Source organism: Streptomyces sp. NPDC056480, assembly GCF_042795405.1.
GTDB lineage: Bacteria > Actinomycetota > Actinomycetes > Streptomycetales > Streptomycetaceae > Streptomyces.
Genome location: NZ_JBHTSA010000028.1, coordinates 64,907 through 84,145, shown reverse-complemented (window position 1 = coordinate 84,145; position 19,239 = coordinate 64,907). Strand labels below are relative to the sequence as shown.

Genomic DNA, 19,239 nt, shown 5'->3' with positions numbered 1-19,239 from the left:
GCAGCTCGCTCCGCGGCCGTCCGCCGTTTCCGCAGGTCGGTGCCGTCAGGACCAGGGGCCGTCAGGACCAGGCGGCCACGAAGTACCCGACGCCGTACGGCGCGTCCTCGAAGAGCAGCCGCCCCTCGAGGTCCGCGCCCTGCGCGGCGCCCGCGAGCACCTGCCAGGGGGCGCGGCCGGCCGCCTTCAGCTCGTACGCGAGCTCCGGTTCCAGGGCGAGCAGCGCGGCCGCGTCCGCCGCGCCGAGGGCGCGGGCTGCCTCCGCGTCGAAGCCGGCCGCCCGCTCGTCGAGGTAGCCCGGGGCCTTCACGGTCCGGCAGGCGCTGCCGTCGCCCATCACCAGGAGGGCGACCCGCTCGGCCGAGTCGGCGAGGCCGCGGCCGATCCCGGCGCAGACGTCCGGCGTCGCCGTCGGGTCGACGCCGAGGCCCTCGATCGGCGCGTCGGCCCACGCGGCCCGGCCGAGGAGCCAGGCAGCGACGGCGAGGGAGGCGGGCAGGGGACGGTCGGCGGCGGGCCGATGCTCGCCGCCGGCGGCCGGGGCCCCGCCCGGAGCGGCCGTTCCCCCGTCCGCGGTGGCCGATCCACCGCCGCCGGTGGCCGATCCCGCGCCCGTGGTGGCCGATCCCGCGCCCGGAGGGACGGAGTCGCCGAGGCGTACGGAGAGGTCGACGCCGAAGCCCGCGAAGGAGCCGGTGGAACCCGCGGGGAAGACGCCGTGGGCGCCCTCGTCGGCCGGCCCGACGACGTACAGCCGGTCGGGGCGCGCCGCGGCGAGCAGCCCGACGACATCCGTACAGGCCGCCCGCGCGGCGGCCAGCTCGGGGGCGGCGCCGGTCGCGACCTCGGGCACGAGGAGCGGCGGGCAGGGGCAGACGGCGGCGGCGACAAGCATGATCGGCAGCCTACTGCGCCCGGCCCGCGGAGCCGGGCCCCCTGACGCGCCGTCCGCCGCGGCGCGCCGCTACTCGGGCGCCCCGGCCTTCGAGTCGTGGACCAGCTCGGCGATGCCCATCGTGATCTCGGTCAGCGTCACCGCGCCCTTGACGATCACCAGGTAGCTGTCGCCGCCGGGCATGCGGTAGACCTCGCGCCGTTTCTCCCGCATGGGCTCGCGGTACGTCCTGGTGGCCGCGAGCAGCGCCTCCCGGGCGTCGTCCCGGGTCCCGGTCACCCGATGGACCACCTCGGTGAAGTAGGAGTCACCCGATCCGTACTGCGCGTAGACGATCCACTTCTCCATGCGTTCCCCCCACAGGTACGAACGGGTGTCAGTGGCTTCCGCAGGCCGGGACCTCGGCCGCCGGGAGCGGCTCCGGGATCCCGATCTTCGGCAGCCCGAGCAGGACGCCGGCCGGCTTCGCGGCGGCCGCGGTGGTGCGCTTCTCCCAGGCGTCGCCGGAGCGGGTGCGGCGCACCGCCGCGACGGGGCCCTCGGCGAGCAGGTGGTGCGGGGCGGCGTAGGTGATCTCGACGGTCACGACGTCGCCGGGGCGGACGTCCTCGTCCGGCTTGGTGAAGTGGACGAGCCGGTTGTCGGGGGCGCGGCCCGAGAGGCGGTCCGTGGCGCCGTCCTTGCGGCCCTCGCCCTCGGCGACCATGACCTCCAGGGTGCGGCCGACCTGCTTCTTGTTCTCCTCCCAGGAGATCTCCTCCTGGAGGGCGACGAGCCGCAGGTAGCGGGCCTGCACGACCTCCTTGGGGATCTGGCCCTCCATGTCGGCCGCCGGGGTCCCGGGGCGCTTGGAGTACTGGAAGGTGAAGGCGTTCGCGAAACGGGCCTCGCGCACGGCGTGCATCGTCTGCTCGAAGTCCTCCTCGGTCTCGCCGGGGAAGCCCACGATGATGTCGGTGGAGATGGCGGCGTGCGGGATGGCCGCGCGGACCTTCTCGATGATCCCGAGGAAACGCTCCTGCCGGTACGAGCGGCGCATCGCCCGGAGGATCGAGTCCGAGCCCGACTGCATCGGCATGTGCAGCTGCGGCATCACGTTCGGCGTCTCGGCCATCGCCGCGATCACGTCGTCGGTGAAGTCGCGGGGGTGCGGGGAGGTGAAGCGGACCCGCTCCAGGCCCTCGATCTGTCCGCAGGCGCGCAGCAGCTTGGAGAAGGCCTCGCGGTCGCCGAGGTCGGAGCCGTAGGCGTTGACGTTCTGGCCGAGCAGGGTGATCTCGGAGACGCCCTCGGCGACGAGCGCCTCGATCTCGGCGAGGATGTCGCCGGGACGGCGGTCCTCCTCCTTGCCGCGCAGGGCCGGGACGATGCAGAAGGTGCAGGTGTTGTTGCAACCGACGGAGATCGAGACCCAGGCGGCGTAGGCGGACTCGCGGCGGGTCGGCAGCGTCGAGGGGAAGGCCTCGAGCGACTCGGCGATCTCGATCTGCGCCTCCTCCTGCACGCGGGCGCGCTCCAGGAGGACGGGCAGCTTGCCGATGTTGTGCGTGCCGAAGACCACGTCGACCCAGGGGGCCTTCGAGACGATCGTCTCGCGGTCCTTCTGCGCGAGACAGCCGCCGACGGCGATCTGCATGCCGGGGCGCGTGGTCTTCATGGGGGCGAGCCGGCCGAGGTTGCCGTACAGCTTGTTGTCGGCGTTCTCGCGGACCGCGCAGGTGTTGAAGACGACGACGTCGGCGTCCCCGTCGGAGCCCTTGGGGGCCTTGACGTAACCCGCCTCCTCCAGCAGACCGGAGAGCCGCTCGGAGTCGTGGACGTTCATCTGGCACCCGTAGGTGCGGATCTCATAGGTCTTGGTGCCGTCAACGCTCACTGCGGTGCTCCGGTCGCTGCTGCTCGTCATGCGTCCAAGGGTAGGCGGTCCCCGGAGGGCCTCCGGCCGGACCGGGGAGCCGGACCGGGGAGCCGGGCCGTCCGCCGGAAGCCGGGCCGGGCATCAGCCGACCCTGCGGTTTTCCTCAGGGTCGGGCGTACGGAGAACCGCACCGGGCCGGGTGGGAACCCTCATACCGGCGCTGAGCCGCGATTCCTAGGTTCGAGGGAGAAGCGCGGGGCACCCGCCCCGCACCCTCCCGGCCGGCTTGGAGTCCCGCTCATGCACCTCGACCTCACGACCACGGCGATCGCCCAGCAGCCCGCCGACGGCGTCGCCGGCTGGGCCGCCGGCCTCGTCGACACGATGGGCGGCCCCGGAGCCGGCCTCGCCATCGCCCTGGAGAACCTCTTCCCGCCGCTGCCCAGCGAGGTGATCCTGCCGCTGACCGGTTTCGCCGCCGGTCAGGGGGTGCTGAGCCTGGCCTCGGCCCTCTTCTGGACGACGCTCGGCTCGCTGGTGGGAGCGGTGGCGCTCTACTGGATCGGGGTGCTCTTCGGCCGGGACCGGATGCACGCGATCTGGCGGAGGCTGCCCCTGGTGAAGCCCTCGGACCTGGTCCGTACCGAGGAGTGGTTCGCCGAGCACGGCACCAAGGCCGTCTTCCTCGGGCGGATGGTGCCGATCTTCCGGAGCCTGATCTCGGTGCCCGCCGGTGTCGAGCGGATGCCGATGCCGCTCTTCGTCATGCTCACCACGCTCGGCAGCCTCATCTGGAACAGCGTCCTCGTGTTGGCCGGCTACTGGCTGGGCGACCGCTGGGACGTCGTCGAGACGTACGTGGGTGTCCTGTCGAAGGCGGTGCTCGTCATGGTCGCCGTCGCCGTCGTGGCCTATGTGGCGGTCCGGCTGCGCGGCCGCGGCCGGGCCGCCCAGCACCGGCGCGTGTCGTGACCCGAGGCTCCCGCCCCACCGGTACGGCACCGCTTCCCGCACGCTCCTGGCGATCTTGCCCGGGTCGTGCGGGCGCGTTAGTGTCGGGCCCCGTGCACGGGGACGGGGGTTCGGCGGGTACCGGGAACGGCGCGGCTGGGGACGGACCCGCCACCCGTACGACCGTCCCGTCCTGGCCCCGCCGAGGGCTCGGGACCCTCCTCGGCTGCGCGACCGCGCTGCTCGGCGCCCTCTTCTTCCTCGTCGTCGGTACCGCCCTGGGGCCGTTCCTGCTCTGGCCCCGCACCCGCGCCGGCGCCCTGGAGATCCTGCGGGCCGGCGCCCGGCGCCTGGTCACCCTCGAACGGGTCCGCCGTTCCGTCTTCTTCGGCGACCTCTTCCCCGGGCACTACAAGGCCTCGGACCGGAAGGTCCTGCGCTATCTCGCCGTCCGCACCGGTACGGGACTGGTCTGCGCGGTCGTGATCGCTCTGCTCGTCCTCGGCGCCGTCCTGGCCGTCATCCTGGCGTACGGCGCGGGGCGGGGCACGCTCGACTGGGACGAGCTGCTCACCCAGGTCCTGCTCGGCGGTGTGCTGCTCTTCCTCGACGTCCAGGGTCTCCACTCGCTGGCCGCGCTCGACGCGCGGACCGCCCGTGAGTGCTTCGGTCCCTCCGAGCGGGAGCTGCTCCAGCGCCGCATCGACGAACTCGCGGCCAGCCGGGCCGCCGTCGTCGCGGCCGTGGACGCCGAGCGGCGGCGCATCGAGCGCGATCTCCACGACGGGATGCAGCAGCGCCTGGTGGCGCTCGCCATGCTGATCGGGCGGGCCCGCCGCGGCCGTCACCCCGAGCAGGCCGACGCGCTGCTGCTCCAGGCGCACGAGGAGTCCCGGGGCGTGCTGACCGAGCTGCGCGAGGTGGCCTGGCGGGTGTATCCGTCGGCGCTCGACAGCCTGGGACTCGAAGAGGCGATCGGCGGAGTCGCCGAGCGCAGCGGCATCCCGCTGCGGACCCGGTTCCAGGTCTCCGCGCCGCTGCCCCGGCCGGTCGAGACGGCCGCCTACTTCGTGGTGTCGGAGTCCGTGACGAACGCGGCCAGGCACTCCTCCGCCTCGGCGATCGCGGTGAGCGTGCTCCTCGACGGGGCGCGGCTCACCGTCCGGGTCGAGGACGACGGCACGGGCGGCGCGAGCGAGACCGGCAGCGGGCTGACCGGCCTGCGCAGCCGGGTGGCCGCGCTCGACGGCGTGCTGCACATCGACAGCCCCCTCGGGGGACCGACCGTCATCACCGCGGAGCTGCCGTGCGCGTAATCCTCGCCGAGGACTCGACCCTGCTGCGTGAGGGCCTGGTCAGGCTGCTCGCCGAGGAGGGCCACGAGGTCCTGGCGGCACTCGGGGACGCGGTGACGCTGCTCAAGGAGGTCGAGGAGCGGCGGCCCGACGTCGTGGTCGTCGACATCCGGATGCCGCCGACCCACACGGACGAGGGGCTGCGGGCGGCCGTCGAGATCCGTGAGCGCCGGCCGGAGGTGGGGGTGCTCGTGCTCTCGCAGCACATCGAGCGCCGCTACGCGGCCGAGCTCCTCGCGTCCGGCGCCGAGCGGATCGGCTATCTCCTCAAGGACCGGGTGGCCCAGGTCGAGGAGTTCCTCGACGCGCTGGAGCGGATCCACGCCGGCGGGGCCGTCATCGACCCGGAGGTCGTACGGCAGTTGGTCGTCCGGACCACCCACGGGGATCCGCTCGCGCGGCTGACGCCCCGGGAGCGGACGGTCCTGGAGGCGCTCGCGGAGGGGCACACGAACGCGGCCATCGCGCAGAAGCTGCACCTCTCGCTGAGTTCGGTGGAGAAGAACCTCAACACCGTCTTCGACAAGCTGGAGCTGACCCGGACGACCGGCTACAGCCGGCGGATCCTCGCGGTGCTCCGCTGTCTGGAGTCGTGACCGGGGCGGTCACCCGCCCCGGCTCCCGGCCGTGCTCACCCCCGCCACTCGGCGAGGACCTCCTCCGTGTGCTCGCCGGGGAGGGGCGCGCGGCCCGGGGCCGCCGCGGGCGTGCGGTCGAAACGGGAGGGCGGGGCGGGCTGGAGGGTGGCGCTGTCTCCGACCTCCACGAAGGCCCCACGGGCGGCGAGCTGGTGGTGTGCGGCGGCCTCCGCCGCCGTGAGGACCGGGGCCACTCCCGCGTCCACGGCGTCGAAGAGCTTCACCCAGTGCTCGCGGTCCCGGGTCGCGAAGCGGGCCGCGATCAGCTCGCGCAGGGCGGGCCAGGCCGCCGCGTCGGAGCGGTCCGGGAGGCCGCCGTCCGTGAGGCCCAGCTGCTCCAGGAGGTTCTGGTAGAGCCGGGGTTCGATGGCGGCGACCGCGAGGTGACGGCCGTCGGCGGCGCGGTAGAGCGAGTAGTGCGGGGCGTCGGTGACGGTGTGGTTGCCGGGGACCTCGCGCCACTGGTGGATCAGTGTGGAGATCAGGGCGGCGCCGTCCGCGAGCGCCGTGTCGACGACCTGGCCCCGGCCCGAGCGCCCCCGCTCGTGGAGCGCGGCGAGCAGCCCCTGCACATGGGCGTTGGCGCCGCCGGCGAAGCTGGAGAGGTACGCGGTCGGCGGCAGCTCCGGGTCCCCGGTGGCCGGGTCGACGTCCAGGGCCCCGGTCAGGGCCAGGACGGCCAGGTCGTGGGCGGCGCGGCCGGCCCACTCGCCCTGCTGGCCCCAGCCGCTGACCCGCCCGTACACCAGGCGCGGGTTGCGGGCGTGGGCCGCCTCCGGCCCGATGCCGAGCCGGTCGGCGACGCCGGGGCGGAAGCCCTCGACCAGGATGTCCGCGTGCTCGACGAGCGACAGGGCCTGCTCGACGCCCTCGGGGCTCTTGAGGTCGAGGGCGACCGAACGGCGGCCGCGGGAGAGCGGGTTCTCCGCCGGGCGCGGCTCGTCGGGGCCGGTGGTGCTTCCGGGCGCCCGGTCGACCCGTACGACGTCGGCGCCGAGCCCCGAGAGGACGGTTCCGACGAACGCCGTCGGTGCCGAGCCCGCGAATTCCAGTACGCGTACTCCGGTCAGCGGTCCCGCCATGGCCAACTCCCTCGTGTCCAACGGTCTGTGATGCTTTCCACGCTATTCCGGAGGGTGCGGGAAGGGACTGCGGAGATCCGTAGCGTCCGGAATTCGGCCGCGCCCGAGACTGGGGGAATTCCCCCTTTCCCGATGTCGAAAGGCATGACGAAATGGCCGTCGTCTACACCGCCGAGGTCACCTCCACCGGAGACGGGCGCAACGGCGCCGTGCGCTCCTCCGACGGGCTGCTCGACCTTCCGCTGTCGAGCCCCAAGGCCGTGGGAGGGTCCGGCACCGCGACCAACCCCGAGCAGCTCTTCGCCGCCGGCTACGCCGCCTGCTTCCACAGCGCGCTCCGGGTCTCCGCGCGCGAGTCCAAGGTCACGCTGACGGACGACACGGTCGTCGCCGAGGTGGCCCTCCACAAGGAGGACAGCGGATTCCATCTGTCCGTCGTCCTCACCGTCGGCATTCCCGGGCTCGACGCCGACGAGGCCCGTCGACTGGCCGACGCGGCGCACGGGCGCTGCCCGTACTCGAAGGCGATACGGGGGAATGTCGAGGTGCGGGTCAACCTCGCCTCGTAACGCGTCACGCGTAACGCGCCTCGCAACCGTACCGATGCGCATCCGTTTTCCCGTTTCGATGCGCATCCGTTCCGCTGCGAATGCGTGCGGGGATCGAATCCGTACCCGTGTGAATCCGTACCCGAATGAATCCGTACCCGCGTGAACCCGTCCGGGTGTGCATCCGTACGGACACGAAGGGGAAGGCCCCCGTGGTCCTGCCACGGGGGCCTTCCTCGTCTCTCGTCCCTCGTCCGCTGCCCGCCGTCAGGGCCTCGCCGCCGCGGCCGCCGCGGCCGCCGCCGGCAGGGCCTCGACCACCCGGCTCACCGCCCGGTCGTCGTGCGAGGCCGAGATGAACCAGGCCTCGAAGGGCGAGGGCGGCAGATAGACGCCGCGGCGCAGGAGCTCGTGGAAGAAGGGCGTGTAGCGGTACGACTCCGTGGCGCGGACGCCGTCGAAGTCGACGACCTCGTCCTCGGTGAAGAAGACCGAGAACATCGTGCCGGAGTACTGGACCCGGTGGGCCACGCCCTCCTTGGTCAGCGCCGCCGAGACCTCGCGGCCGAGCGTCGTCGAGACCTCGTCGAGCCGCTCGTACACCTCGGAGGTGCTGTGCCGGAGGGTGGCGAGCCCGGCGGCGGTGGCGACCGGGTTGCCCGAGAGCGTGCCCGCCTGGTAGACGGGCCCGGTCGGGGCCAGGTGGGCCATCACGTCGGCGCGGCCGCCGAAGGCCGCCGCCGGGAAGCCGCCGCCCATGACCTTGCCGAAGGTCAGCAGGTCGGGGGCGACGCCGTCCCGCCCGTACCAGCCGGAGCGGCTGGCGCGGAAGCCGGTCATCACCTCGTCGGAGATGAAGAGCGCCCCGTGCCGTGAAGTGATCTCCTTGAGGCCCGCGTTGAAACCGGGCAGCGGCGGGACCGCGCCCATGTTGCCGGGGGCGGCCTCCGTGATCACGGCGGCGATCTCGTCGCCGATCTCGGCGAAGACCTTCTCGACGGAGGCCAGGTCGTTGTACGGCAGGACGATCGTGTCGCTCGCCTGGGCTCCGGTGACACCCGGTGTGTCGGGGAGCGCGAAGGTCGCGAGGCCCGAGCCGGCCGAGGCGAGCAGCGCGTCCACGTGACCGTGGTAGCAGCCGGCGAACTTCACGATCTTGCCGCGTCCGGTGAAGCCGCGGGCGAGGCGGATCGCCGACATCGTCGCCTCGGTCCCGGAGCTGACGAGGCGGACCTGCTCGACCGGGGCGACCCGCTCGACGATCTCCTCGGCGAGCTCGACCTCCCCGGTGGACGGCGCGCCGAAGGACGTGCCGAGCGACAGGGCCCGGGTGACCGCCTCGACGACCGCCGGGTGCCGGTGGCCCAGGATCATCGGGCCCCAGGAGCAGATCAGGTCGACGTACTCGTTGCCGTCGGCGTCGGTGAGGTACGGGCCCTGGGCCGAGGCCATGAAGGGCGGGGTGCCGCCGACGGCCCCGAAGGCGCGCACCGGGGAGTTGACGCCGCCGGGGGTGACCCGGCGGGCCCGCTCGAAGAGCGCTCTGCTCGCGGTCCCTGCGCCGCTCATCGCCCGGCCTCCTCGGGGGCCTCGAAGCCGAGGGCCGCGTCGAGGACGACGGCGCCCTTCGGCAGGACCCGGACCGGGTTGAGGTCCAGGGCGAAGCCGGCGGGCCAGTCCTGCACCAACTCGCCCACCTTGTGGAGGAGTTCGGCGGCGGCCTCGATGTCCACCGCGTCCCGTCCCCGCGCCCCGCCGAGTATCCTCGCGCCGCGCAGTCCGGCGAGGAGTTCGGCCCCCTCGCCCGGGGCGAGGGGCAGGAGCCGGTGGCCGACGTCGTCCAGGACCTCGGTGAAGATCCCGCCGAGACCGGCGGTGAGCACCGGGCCCAGGTCGGTGGTGTGGACGCCGACGATCAGCTCGACGCCCTCGCCCTTCTCGTCGATCAGCTCCTCGACGAGCACCTGTCCGCCGAGGGCGGCGAGGCGGGCGTGGACCTCGGGCGCGGTGTCGGCGGTGACGCCGATCTCCACTCCCCCGGCCTCGGTCTTGTGGAGCAGGCCGGGTACGACGGCCTTGAGCACCGCCGTACCGCCGACCTCGGTCACGGCGCGGGCCGCGTCCTCGGCGTCCTCGGCGATACGGCCCTTCGGGACCGCGATCCCGGCCTCGGCGAGGAGCCGCTTCAGCTCGGGCTCGGTGGCCTCGGCGCCGGGGCCGGGCACGGTCCCGGGGCGCGGGGCGTCCGGCAGGGTACGGGGGCGGCTGACCTCCCAGAGGGCGGCGGCGGCGCGCAGGGCGCGGGCCGGTGTCGGGTACTCGGGGAGCCCGGCCTCGCGCAGGTCGCGCGGGGCGTCGGGGGCGAGGAAGTCGGCGCCGGTGCGGGCGACGAGGATGGGCTTGCCGCCCTTCTCCGCCGCCCGGGAGAGGGCGTTGACGGCCTTCTCGACATCGGGTCCCGCCATCACGCAGAAGGCGGCGACGATGATGTCGACGGTGTCGTCGGCGATCAGGACGTCGAGGGAGCGGTCGAAGAGCGAGGGGTCGCTGAGGACGGTGGCCGTGATGTCGACGGGGTTGTCGATGGCCCCGAAGGCGGGGACGATCTCGGCGAGCGCCTCCTTGCTGCGCGGCTCCAGGGCACTGAGCTCCAGGCCGTGGGCCCCGACGGCGTCGGCGGCGAGGATGCCGGAGCCGCCGGAGGTGGTGACCACGGCGACGCGGTTCCCGGTGGGGCGCCGCTCGGACTCGAAGACCCGTGCCACGTCGAGGAGTTCGTCGATGTCGTCGACGCGGACGATGCCGAGGCCGCGCAGGGCCGCGTCCAGGACGCGGTCGTCGGTGGCGAGGGCGCCGGTGTGCGAGGCGGCGGCCCGGCCGCCGGCCTCGGTGCGGCCCGACTTGAGGAGGGCCACGGGCTTGCCGGAGCCGGCCAGTTCGCGGAGGGTGCCGATGTCCGGGGTGTCCTCCAGGTAGCCGAGCAGGCCCGTGACGTCGGGGACGGCGGCGAGTTCGCGGAGCACTTCGAGCGCGGTGACGTCGGCGTCGTTGCCGGTGCTGACGACCCAGCCGGGGCGCAGGCCCCGCTCCAGGGCGAGGCTGGCGGCCCCGAAGCCGAGGGCGCCGCTCTGGCTGACGAAGGCGAGGGTGCCGGGCTCGAAGGGCACGGACTCGGCGCCGAAGAGGGGGCTGAAGGTGGCGAGGACGCGGTTCTCGTACCCGACGGCGCCGATGCAGTTCGGGCCGATGATCCGCAGGCCTCCGGCGCGGGCCTTGGCGACGATCTCGTCCTGGAGACGGGCGCCCTCCTCGCCCGTCTCGGCGAAGCCGGAGGAGGCGATGACGGCGAGCTTGACGCCGGCGGCCACGCAGTCGTCGACGGCGCCGGCGACCCGTTCGGCGGAGACCATGATCAGGGCCAGGTCGACGGGGCCCGGGGCGTCCTTCACGCTGGGGTACGCGGGGACGCCGAGGATCTCCGGGGAGCGCGGGTTGACCGGCAGGATGCGGCCCTTGTAGCCGTACCGGAGGAGGTAGTCGAGCGGCTTGCGGCCCAGGGCGCCGGGGCGCTCGCTGGCGCCGATGACGGCGATGGATTCGGCTTCCCAGAGAGCCGAGATGTCACTCATGCGATGGCCTCGATCTTCGTCTCGTTCTGTGCGTTCGGGTCGTTCCGCGCATGCGGGGGGTTCTGTGCGTTCGGGTCGTGCTGTGCGTTCGGGTCGTGCTGCGCACGCTGGGGGTCCTGTGCGTGCGGGGGGCTCGGGTCGTTCGGGGTGGTGCTCACGGCGGGGCTCACCGCGCCGCTCTCGGCGTCCGCCGCCGCGAAGAGGCGGGTGAAGGCGGCGATGTGCCGGGCGCCGTCCGGGTCGGCCGCCAGCTCGCGCACCAGGACGGTGGGCTGGTGCAGCGCCTTGTCGACGATGCGCCGCACGCTGCGGTCGATCTCCCGCCGCACCGTGCCGTCGATCCCGTCGATGCCGTCCAACCGGCGTGCGAGCCGGTCGAGTTCGGCCTCTGCGGCCTCGGTGGCCGCGGTCCGCAGCGCGGTGAGGACCGGCTTGGCGCCGGCGAGCCGCAGTCCGGTGCGGAACTGCTCGACCTCCGCGTCGATCAGCTCGTGCGCGGCCTGGACGCTGGCCGCCGAGATCTCGTCCTCCTGGCCCTCCTCCGCGATCCGGCGGAGGTCGACGAAGGTGACACCGGGCAGTTCGGCCGCGCCGGGCGCGATGTTGTGCGGCAGGGACAGGTCGAGCAGGAACAGCTCCCGGCCGTCCCGGGCGGCGAGCGCCTCCTCGACGTCCCGGGCGGAGACGAGGTGGCCGGTGGCGGCGGTGGCGCCGACGACGACGTCCACCTCGGTGAGCAGGGCGGGCAGGTCCGTCAGGTCGTACCCGACGCCCCCGGTGGTCTCGGCGAGCCGCTGTGCCTTCTCCGGGGTGCGGTTGGCGACGTGCACCCGTTCCAGGCCGGAGCGCCGCAGCGCGGCGACGACGACCCCGGCGAAGGCGCCCGCGCCGATGACCAGGGCGGTCTTGCCGTGCAGGGAGCCGACCCGGCGCTCGAAGAAGCCGAGTCCGGCGGTGGCGAGCGAGCGGCCCGCCTCGTTGAGTCCGGTCTCGTTGCGGGCCCGCTTGCCGACGCGCAGGGCGGTCTGCACGGCCTTGGCGAGGACCCGGCCGGTGCGGTCGAGCCGCTGGGACCGTTCGAGGCCGAGCTTCACCTGGCCGAGGATCTGGTCCTCGCCGACCACGACCGATTCGAGTCCGGAGGCCACGGCGAACAGATGGCGTACGGCTCCGTCGGCGTGGTGGCTGTAGAGGTGCGGGGCGATCTCGTCGTGGTCGACGCCGGTGTGCTCCGCGAACAGCCGTCCGAGGCCGGTCAGTTCGCCGGCGCTCGCCGGTTCGCCCGCGTCACCGAAGCCGGTGGGGCCGCCCCGGGTCTCGGCGTAGATCTCCAGGCGGTTGCAGGTGGAGACGACGACGGCGGCGTCGATGCCGTCGACGGAGGTGACGTCGGAGACGAGGTCCTCGGCGGGACGGTCGGTGCCGGCGAGTCTCTCCAGGAGGTCGAGCGGGGCGCTGGCATGGCTGATGCCGAGGACCAGCATGGTGGAGGACGGGCTCACCGGGTCACCGGTCCAGCGTCTGGGCGAACTCGGAGGCCCAGTAGGTGATGATCTGCGTGGCGCCCGCGCGGTGGATGGAGGCCAGGCTCTCGCGGACGACCTGGTCGCGGTCGATCCAGCCCTTGGCGGCGGCCGCCTCGACCATGGAGTACTCGCCGGAGACCTGGTAGGCGGCGACGGGCACCTGCACGTGGTCGGCGATGAGCCGGACGATGTCGAGGTAGGCGAGGGCGGGCTTCACCATCACCAGGTCGGCGCCCTCGGCCACGTCGAGCGAGACCTCCAGGAGGGACTCGCGGATGTTGCCGGGGAACTGCTGGTAGCCCTTGCGGTCGCCGCGCAGGGTGGACTCGACGGCGTCCCGGAAGGGGCCGTAGAAGTGCGAGGCGTATTTGGCGGAGTAGCCGAGGATCGCCACGGACTGGTGGCCCGCCCGGTCGAGCGCCTCGCGGATGCGGCGGACCTGGCCGTCCATCATGCCGCTGGGGGCGACGATCTGGGCGCCCGCGTCGGCCTGGACGACGGCGGCCTGGGCGTACAGCTCGATGCTGGCGTCGTTGTCGACGTCGCCGTTGGCGTCCAGGACTCCGGTGTGGCCGTGGTCGGTGTACTCGTCGAGGTTGATGTCGCCGATGATCACGGTGGAGTCGCCGACCTCGGCGACGACATCGCGGAGGGCGACCTGGAGGATGCCGTCCGGGTCGACCGCGCCGGTGCCGGTGGGGTCCTTGTGCTCGGGGATGCCGAAGAGGATGAGCCCGCCGACCCCGTTGGCGACCGCTTCGGCGGCGGCCTTGCGGAGGGTGTCACGGGTGTGCTGGAAGACGCCGGGCATGGAGGGGATCTCCCGCGCCTCGGTGAGGCCCTCGCGGAGGAAGAGGGGCTGCACGAGGTTGGCGGGGCCGACGCGGGTCTCGGCGGCGAACCGGCGCAGCGCGGGCGTGCGGCGCAGCCGGCGCGGGCGGTAGTAAGGGGCGGCGGGGTCGGTGGCCGCGGTGTTGCGGCCGTAGGCGTCGTACGTCATGAGCGTGACTCCTTCGAGGGCGTGGCGGCGTGCGGAGGCGGAGCGGCAGGCGGAGGCGGAGCGGCAGGCGTGGCCGGGGCGGCGCGGCGGGCGGACCGGGCGCGGTGCGGAGCCGGCGCGCAGGACGGAGACGGGCCGAGGAGGGCGCACAAGGCGGCGGACACGGCATCTCCTAGAGGGCCTCGCCGAGGAACACCTGCTCCAGGTGCTTGGCGACGGGCTCGTCCGGGCGGCTGAACCAGTAGCCGTGCCCGCTGCGCTGGAAGAGCTTCAACTCGCCGAGCTGGACGAGGGTTTCGGCGAGCTTGACGGCGAGCCCGGCCGGGTCGACGACGGGCAGGCCGTGCAGTTCGTGGATGCCGAGGTGCCAGAGGATCTCGTTGGGGATGCCCTCGGCGGGGATGATGACCTCGGCACCGGCCCGCGCGGCACGTTCGGCGGCCGCCGAGTACACCTCGACGAACTGGTCGAAGTCCCCTTCCAGGGAGCGGTGTACGGAGTCCCAGCCGCCGGGGACGACCTCGTACGAGCTGAGCGAGGACTCCAGGCGGTACTGCCGGATGTTGGCCCGGATGGGCTCTTCGAGGGGCGGCATGAAGCCGAGGACGCCGAAGCGCTGCCCGGTGAGCGCCGAGAGGAAGAAGGCCGTCTCTCCGTAGCCGAGGGTCGGGATGGAGGCGAGGTGGCGGGCGTCGCGCAGGCCGGGGTCCTGGCCTGCGGCGATCACCCAGGCGTCGTAGCCCTCGCGCTCCGCGACGAGCGCGGACTCGGAGAAGTGGCGGCTGAAGAGCACCTGGGCGGAGTGGTGGCCGACGAGCCCGAACGGCGTGGCGTCGGGGTAGGTGTCGGCCGGCAGGGTCTTGATGTCGATGGTCGTGCCGGGTGCGGCGATCGCGTCGAGGTGCTCGCGGTACCACTGGTCGAGCAGCGGCAGACGTCCCTCAACGGTGTGCTTGTGAAACCAGATCCGCATGTGCGTCACCTTTCAGTGGTCGTGGTGCGACGTCGAGAAGTGATGCCTTGAGCAGGTAGTCGACGGCGGCTCGGGGGTCGGCGGCGGTGCGCCGCAACGAGGCGAGCCGGGCCGGGAGTTCGTCCGCGCTGTCCAGTCCGGCCGTGCGGGCCTCGCTGCGCGGGATGACCGCCGTCTCGACGACGGAGCGGCGCCGTTCGAGGGCCGCGTCGAGCGCCGCGTCGCCGGGGGCGTCGCCCCGCAGGACGGCGGCGAGGGCCCGGGCCGAATCCACGGCGTCGTGGATTCCGCAGTTCATGTTCAGTCCGCCGGCGGTGGACGTCAGATGGGCCGCGTCCCCGGCGAACAGCACCCGGCCGGCCCGGTAGCGCGGCAGCAGGAACCGCGCGAGCCGGTAGGTGTGGGCGTCGGCGATCCTGACGGCCTTCCCTGCCGCGCCCGGCAGGGCCTGCTCGACCCTGGCCCGTACCGCTTCGGGCGCGAGGACGGCCTCACGGTCCGTGCCGCGCGGGATCCGGAAGATCAGCCGCCAGTGGTCGGGCATGCCCAGGGCGCTGAACGAGGCCCGGGCGTCGCGGACGTAGGACAGCGGGGCGAGCCCGGGAACCAGCTCGTCGAGCGGCGTCCCGGTGACCACGCGGAGCGCGTAGTCCGGGTACTCCTCGGCGGTGCCGGGGAGCCCGGCGAGCTCGCGGAGCAGGCTGCGGCTGCCGTCGGCCGCCAGGACGTACGGGTGGCGGGTGGCGGTGACCCGCCCCGCCGCGTCCTTGGTGCGCAGCAGCACCCCGCCGCCGGTCCCGCCGCCCTTCCCTCCGCCTCCGATGTCCCCACCGCCGATGCCCCCGCCGCCGAGGTGTTCGGCCCCGGTGACGGTGGTCCCGAACCGCAGGTCGGCGAGACCGGTGGCCGTCAGCTCGGCGAGCAACAGCGGGGTGAGCCTGGCCTGTTCGACATGGAGCCGGTACGGGTGACCGGTGTGCCCGGCGAGCACGGAGTAGTCCAGCTCGGCGTGGACGAGGCCGTCCAGGTCGCGCCACTGGACGCGGTCGACGGTACGGCCCTGGCGGCGCAGCGCGGCGGCGACGCCGAGCTCGTCGAGGAGGTCGAGGGTGGAGGGGTGGAAGGTGGACGCGCGGGACTCGGTGGCCAGCGTCTCCCGGGACTCCAGGAGCGTGACGCGGACACCGGTCCGGGCGAGGACGAGCGCGGCGGTCAGCCCCACGGGCCCGGCGCCGACGACGGCGACCGGCCCGTGGGAGGCGGTATCGCCGCTCACGACACGGCCACGGCGGCGTCGCGAGCGGCCGCGCCGCCGCCGGGGGTGGCGGCGTGACCGGTGCCCGGAGCGGCGGCCCGCGTGCCGGTCCGCTCGGCGAGCCGGCGAAGCAGCGGGTGCGCGTCCGGACCCTCGGCCGGCAGGCCGAGGGTGTCCCGGGCCCACCAGGCGCTCGCCAGGTTGGAGGTGAGCAGGGTGTGCCCGCCGTCCCGGCCGAGCTCGGCGAGCGCGTCGAAGGTGAACATGCCGGTGCCGGTGAACAACAGGGCCGCGTCCTCGGGGAGTTCGGCCTCACGCACCTGGGCGACCAGCTCCTCGGTGGTCACGTCGTACGGGGAGAAGCGGGCGCCGGCCCGGATCTTGACCACGCGGTCGACGGCGAGTCCGGCCGACTGCCAGTAGGCGTGCGACAGTTCGGTGAGCCAGGGCTCGTACGGCGAGATCAGGACCAGCCGCTCGGCGCCCACCGCACGCGCCGTGTCGAGGATGGCGAGCGCCGCCGACCGTACGGGGGCTCCCACCCGCTCGGAGAGCTCCGCGCAGAGGGCACGGTCGCCGTCCGGGGTGAGGAGGTAGTGCGAGCCGGTGCAGGAGACGACGGCCGCGTCGAGACGCAGGCCACCGAAATTCCCCAGTACATCGGGGAGTACGTCGTTGTACTTCTCGAGCCGGCCGCGGAGGTCTTTTCCGGGAAGGACCGGGAAGCGTGAGGTGTGGACATTGAATGCGGGGCTGACGAGGCTGCCGATCTCGGGTTCGGCCGCGGCGTTCCCCGAAGGAACCACCACACCGAGTCGCGGCGCCGAATGCAGAGCCATGAGCGAGTCACTCCCATCCGCCGGTGCCATTGACATCACCGTACGAGCGGAACGGACCGCACATCGATACGGGATTCCGCACCCGTGGCCGGATTCATCACCCGGCAGAACAACGGCGCCGCACCGTGAATACGGTGCGGCGCCGAGACGTCCGAATGCCGAAACGGAAACCGCAGCGGAACGGAAACGGAAACCGAGACGGAATTCAGCGGGCCCTGGCGGCCTCGGCGACGAATTCGTCGATCTTCGCCCGCCGGGTCAGTCCGCCGTTCACGGCCCAGTTCCCCTCCGGGATCTCGTTCACCACGAGCCAGACGACGGTGTCGGGCGTGGTCGCCTCCTGGACGTGCCGGGTGACCTCGACCGAGAGCGCTTCGTTGCGCTCGGGCGTCAGGAAGCCCTCCAGGGGCGTGACCACGACGAGGACGCCCGGGGCGGTGCCGGCCCCCGTGGTCGCGAACCCCTTGGCGGCCTCACGGACGTAGACCCAGGTGGCGGCGGCGAAGAAGTCGGTGCGGGGCAGCTCCATGGCCGTCAGCACGGAGTCGGCGACCCGCTGCTGCAGGACCTCCGCGGCGGCCTCGGACAGGGTGCCCTCGGGAACGGTTATCTCGACAAGCGGCATGACGAACTCCCCCAAGCTATGACGTACGGGAACGGGAACGGGTACCGGAAGGGACCCGGGATCAGACAGAAGCGAGGGCACAGGCGCGGGCCCGGGGCGGACCCGGGGCGGACCCGGGGCGGGCACGGTGCGGGCGGACGGCGGGCACGGTTGCGGGCCGAGGCCGGCGCAGTGCGGGCGGGCGCCCGTGCGGCGGAAGATCAGCAGGCCAGCGCCGCCTCGAACCGGTCGATGGCAGCGGCCAGTTGGGCGCGCCTGCGGATGTCGAGCTTGCGGTAGATGCGCGTGATGTGCAGCTCCACGGCCCGGGTCGACACCGTGAACGACTCGGCGATCTGCTTGTTGGTCAGGCCGTCGAGCATCATGGTGGCGATGCGCCGCTCGTGGGCGGTCAGGTCCTCACGGACGGCGACGTCCTCGCGTACGGCGGCCACCTCGCGGACGGCCGGCGGGGCGGGCGCAACGACGCCCCCGCGTATTCGTTCATGGGTCCCGGCACCACCGGTGGACCGCTCGAGACCGGCGAGCACCACGTGCCCCATGACCGCGTTCCATTCACGGACCCGTAACTCTCCGATGACCTGCGCCTGGGCGTAGGGGTCGGCGTAGAGGACCCGTAAGAGGGTGCCGCGGTCCCTGGCCTCACAGACCAGGAGTTCCCCGGTACCGTCCCGCCAGGGGCCGCCGCCGAGCAGGATGCCGCGCGCGGCCATCCTTTTCCAATAGGTCCGGTGAGCCTCTCCGAAACTCAACCGGTCCGTCTCATTGCCACGGAAAACGAGTTCGACCACAAAAGCCACGTACGACTCCCCCATAAAGGCCGGGTGTTTCCACTCGTGACGCTACCACCCATCACCCGCCCCATGAATGAACACAATGTTGCGGGCGGCGGCCCGGCATTTCCTGAGGGAATGGGGCGGCTAATCGGCCGCCGCTGCCGTCGGTACGGGGGCGGCCTCGGGCGCCGGTTCGGGCGCCGGGCGCGGCTTGCGCCGGAGCAGGCCCGTGGCCGCGAGGACCGCCACCGCCCCGAGCCACACGGTCCAGCCGAGGGGCTCGTCGAGGACCACGGCGCCCAGGACGACGGCCACGGCGGTCATCAGATAGGTGACCGTGGAGGCCACGGTGGGCCCGTCCTTGATGATCAGCTCGAAGTTGAGCAGCGCGGCGAAGCCGGTGCAGACCACGCCGAGGATGAGGACGGAGATCACCGAGTCGGTGCGCCAGGTGATGGTCTGGAGGCCCAGGAAGGGGAAGGCGACCAGGAGGAGGACGGTGGCGGCGCTGAGCTGTCCGCCCGCGAGCATCAGGGGCGGAATGCCCTTGCCCACCAGGTACTTGCCCATGTAGGCGAAGCTGGCGCCGAAGCTGATGGAGCCGAGGACGAAGCAGAGGATGCTCCAACCGGTCCCGGCCGAGGACGAGTTCCAGGGCGAGGCGATGAGCGCGGTGCCGCCGAGGCCGAGCAGCACGCCGCCGGCCTTGAAGCCGGAGACCCGCTTCTCCTGGCCGAGCAGCAGGGCCGCGGCCAGGGTCCAGATCGGGGCGCTGCCGTTGACGACCGCGGCGACGCTGCTCGATCCTTCGATCTCCCCCTCGGCGTAGAGGGTCCACGGGATGGCGTTGCCGAGCAGCGCGGCGACGGTCAGATGGCCCCAGGTGGCGGCCTCCTTGGGGAGCCGGAGCCCCTTGGCGTAACCGATGGCGAGGATGACGACGGCCCCGAGGGCGAGCCGGATCAGCACCATCTGCACGGGTGAGAAGCCGTACCCGGCGATCTTGATCCACAGGAAGACGGAGCCCCAGATGAGGCTCAGCGCGGCCAGCCGCGTGTAGGTGGCTTTGGACATGGGTGTTCCCGCTCTCCGAAGGCAGACAAGGCTCGGCAAGGAGTTGGAAAGGAAGGTGAGGAGGACGCGCGGAGCTCTCCGCGGTACGGGATCGAGCCTCGCACCGGCGGTCGGACGGGTCCAGCAACGTCTGCTGGACGGTACCGTCCACGAGCCGTGGCGAATCGCGTTCCCGCAGGTCGGCGGCGGCGCGCCAGGGTTCGCCCGGGGTGGAC

General features: G+C 73.1%; 18 protein-coding genes. 4 read left to right on the top strand and 14 right to left on the bottom strand.

The window, feature by feature from the left end:
- Positions 1-61: 61 nt before the first annotated feature.
- From ACFQ79_RS15525 to miaB, 3 genes are all read right to left on the bottom strand, one after another.
- A complete protein-coding gene (locus ACFQ79_RS15525) occupies positions 62-895 on the bottom strand; it encodes a hypothetical protein (RefSeq protein WP_383583329.1) in 834 nt (277 codons plus the stop codon).
- A 69-nt stretch (positions 896-964) separates the two neighbouring features.
- Positions 965-1,243, bottom strand: coding sequence for a hypothetical protein (locus ACFQ79_RS15520; RefSeq protein WP_383583327.1), 279 nt, complete (start codon positions 1,241-1,243; stop codon positions 965-967).
- 28 nt (positions 1,244-1,271) lie between these two features.
- A complete protein-coding gene (gene miaB / locus ACFQ79_RS15515; RefSeq protein WP_383583325.1) occupies positions 1,272-2,801 on the bottom strand; it encodes a tRNA (N6-isopentenyl adenosine(37)-C2)-methylthiotransferase MiaB in 1,530 nt (509 codons plus the stop codon).
- Between the two features lie 252 nt (positions 2,802-3,053).
- Here miaB and ACFQ79_RS15510 point away from each other — a divergent pair, with 252 nt between their 5' ends.
- The 3 genes from ACFQ79_RS15510 to ACFQ79_RS15500 all read left to right on the top strand — a co-directional run bounded on the left by ACFQ79_RS15510 (position 3,054) and on the right by ACFQ79_RS15500 (position 5,655).
- On the top strand, positions 3,054-3,725 hold the full coding sequence (locus ACFQ79_RS15510) for a DedA family protein (RefSeq protein WP_383583323.1): 672 nt from the start codon (positions 3,054-3,056) through the stop codon (positions 3,723-3,725).
- A gap of 92 nt (positions 3,726-3,817) precedes the next feature.
- Complete coding sequence (locus ACFQ79_RS15505) at positions 3,818-5,020, top strand: sensor histidine kinase (RefSeq protein WP_383583321.1); 1,203 nt, start codon at positions 3,818-3,820, stop codon at positions 5,018-5,020.
- Entirely contained in the window at positions 5,011-5,655 is a 645-nt protein-coding gene (locus tag ACFQ79_RS15500; protein ID WP_383583319.1) for a response regulator, read from the top strand. The genes ACFQ79_RS15505 and ACFQ79_RS15500 overlap by 10 nt, the downstream gene beginning before the upstream one ends.
- A 35-nt stretch (positions 5,656-5,690) precedes the next feature.
- Here the strand turns inward: ACFQ79_RS15500 and ACFQ79_RS15495 are convergent, their stop codons facing one another.
- Positions 5,691-6,779: a CaiB/BaiF CoA transferase family protein gene (locus ACFQ79_RS15495; RefSeq protein WP_383583318.1), complete on the bottom strand. Its 1,089-nt coding sequence runs from the start codon at positions 6,777-6,779 to the stop codon at positions 5,691-5,693.
- Between the two features lie 152 nt (positions 6,780-6,931).
- Here ACFQ79_RS15495 and ACFQ79_RS15490 point away from each other — a divergent pair, with 152 nt between their 5' ends.
- Positions 6,932-7,348, top strand: a complete 417-nt coding sequence (locus ACFQ79_RS15490) for an organic hydroperoxide resistance protein (protein WP_383583316.1) — start codon at positions 6,932-6,934, stop codon at positions 7,346-7,348.
- A gap of 246 nt (positions 7,349-7,594) precedes the next feature.
- Here the strand turns inward: ACFQ79_RS15490 and hemL are convergent, their stop codons facing one another.
- The 10 genes from hemL to ACFQ79_RS15440 all read right to left on the bottom strand — a co-directional run bounded on the left by hemL (position 7,595) and on the right by ACFQ79_RS15440 (position 19,024).
- Positions 7,595-8,896: a glutamate-1-semialdehyde 2,1-aminomutase gene (gene hemL / locus ACFQ79_RS15485; protein ID WP_383583314.1), complete on the bottom strand. Its 1,302-nt coding sequence runs from the start codon at positions 8,894-8,896 to the stop codon at positions 7,595-7,597.
- Positions 8,893-10,956: an acetate--CoA ligase family protein gene (locus tag ACFQ79_RS15480; protein ID WP_383583312.1), complete on the bottom strand. Its 2,064-nt coding sequence runs from the start codon at positions 10,954-10,956 to the stop codon at positions 8,893-8,895. The genes hemL and ACFQ79_RS15480 overlap by 4 nt, the downstream gene beginning before the upstream one ends.
- On the bottom strand, positions 10,953-12,458 hold the full coding sequence (gene hemA / locus ACFQ79_RS15475) for a glutamyl-tRNA reductase (RefSeq protein WP_383583310.1): 1,506 nt from the start codon (positions 12,456-12,458) through the stop codon (positions 10,953-10,955). Before hemA ends, ACFQ79_RS15480 begins: the two co-directional genes overlap by 4 nt.
- Before the next feature lie 4 nt (positions 12,459-12,462).
- Positions 12,463-13,482 (bottom strand): porphobilinogen synthase, encoded by a 1,020-nt coding sequence (hemB, locus tag ACFQ79_RS15470; RefSeq protein ID WP_229314555.1) that lies wholly within the window; start codon positions 13,480-13,482, stop codon positions 12,463-12,465.
- 172 nt (positions 13,483-13,654) lie between these two features.
- Positions 13,655-14,455 (bottom strand): aspartate/glutamate racemase family protein, encoded by an 801-nt coding sequence (locus ACFQ79_RS15465; protein ID WP_055599433.1) that lies wholly within the window; start codon positions 14,453-14,455, stop codon positions 13,655-13,657.
- A complete protein-coding gene (locus tag ACFQ79_RS15460; RefSeq protein ID WP_383583307.1) occupies positions 14,424-15,731 on the bottom strand; it encodes an FAD-dependent oxidoreductase in 1,308 nt (435 codons plus the stop codon). The genes ACFQ79_RS15465 and ACFQ79_RS15460 overlap by 32 nt, the downstream gene beginning before the upstream one ends.
- Positions 15,728-16,549, bottom strand: a complete 822-nt coding sequence (locus tag ACFQ79_RS15455; protein ID WP_383583304.1) for an arylmalonate decarboxylase — start codon at positions 16,547-16,549, stop codon at positions 15,728-15,730. Before ACFQ79_RS15455 ends, ACFQ79_RS15460 begins: the two co-directional genes overlap by 4 nt.
- A 205-nt stretch (positions 16,550-16,754) precedes the next feature.
- Complete coding sequence (locus ACFQ79_RS15450; RefSeq protein WP_383583301.1) at positions 16,755-17,174, bottom strand: 4-oxalocrotonate tautomerase family protein; 420 nt, start codon at positions 17,172-17,174, stop codon at positions 16,755-16,757.
- Positions 17,175-17,374: 200 nt separating this feature from the next.
- The gene (locus ACFQ79_RS15445) at positions 17,375-17,989 is read right to left on the bottom strand and encodes a LuxR C-terminal-related transcriptional regulator (RefSeq protein WP_383583298.1); all 615 of its coding nucleotides are present in this window, start codon (positions 17,987-17,989) and stop codon (positions 17,375-17,377) included.
- Between the two features lie 105 nt (positions 17,990-18,094).
- Positions 18,095-19,024 (bottom strand): DMT family transporter, encoded by a 930-nt coding sequence (locus ACFQ79_RS15440; RefSeq protein WP_383583295.1) that lies wholly within the window; start codon positions 19,022-19,024, stop codon positions 18,095-18,097.
- Between the last annotated feature and the right edge of the window lie 215 nt (positions 19,025-19,239).

Excerpts from the sequence above, each read along its gene's own strand:
- ACFQ79_RS15525 (WP_383583329.1), bottom strand. The coding sequence starts at position 895 with ATGCTTGTCGCCGCCGCCGTCTGCCCCTGCCCGCCGCTCCTCGTGCCC.
- ACFQ79_RS15520 (WP_383583327.1), bottom strand. The coding sequence starts at position 1,243 with ATGGAGAAGTGGATCGTCTACGCGCAGTACGGATCGGGTGACTCCTAC.
- miaB (WP_383583325.1), bottom strand. The coding sequence starts at position 2,801 with ATGACGAGCAGCAGCGACCGGAGCACCGCAGTGAGCGTTGACGGCACC.
- ACFQ79_RS15510 (WP_383583323.1), top strand. The coding sequence starts at position 3,054 with ATGCACCTCGACCTCACGACCACGGCGATCGCCCAGCAGCCCGCCGAC.
- ACFQ79_RS15495 (WP_383583318.1), bottom strand. The coding sequence starts at position 6,779 with ATGGCGGGACCGCTGACCGGAGTACGCGTACTGGAATTCGCGGGCTCG.
- ACFQ79_RS15490 (WP_383583316.1), top strand. The coding sequence starts at position 6,932 with ATGGCCGTCGTCTACACCGCCGAGGTCACCTCCACCGGAGACGGGCGC.
- hemL (WP_383583314.1), bottom strand. The coding sequence starts at position 8,896 with ATGAGCGGCGCAGGGACCGCGAGCAGAGCGCTCTTCGAGCGGGCCCGC.
- ACFQ79_RS15480 (WP_383583312.1), bottom strand. The coding sequence starts at position 10,956 with ATGAGTGACATCTCGGCTCTCTGGGAAGCCGAATCCATCGCCGTCATC.
- hemB (WP_229314555.1), bottom strand. The coding sequence starts at position 13,482 with ATGACGTACGACGCCTACGGCCGCAACACCGCGGCCACCGACCCCGCC.
- ACFQ79_RS15465 (WP_055599433.1), bottom strand. The coding sequence starts at position 14,455 with ATGCGGATCTGGTTTCACAAGCACACCGTTGAGGGACGTCTGCCGCTG.
- ACFQ79_RS15455 (WP_383583304.1), bottom strand. The coding sequence starts at position 16,549 with ATGGCTCTGCATTCGGCGCCGCGACTCGGTGTGGTGGTTCCTTCGGGG.
- ACFQ79_RS15450 (WP_383583301.1), bottom strand. The coding sequence starts at position 17,174 with ATGCCGCTTGTCGAGATAACCGTTCCCGAGGGCACCCTGTCCGAGGCC.
- ACFQ79_RS15445 (WP_383583298.1), bottom strand. The coding sequence starts at position 17,989 with ATGGGGGAGTCGTACGTGGCTTTTGTGGTCGAACTCGTTTTCCGTGGC.
- ACFQ79_RS15440 (WP_383583295.1), bottom strand. The coding sequence starts at position 19,024 with ATGTCCAAAGCCACCTACACGCGGCTGGCCGCGCTGAGCCTCATCTGG.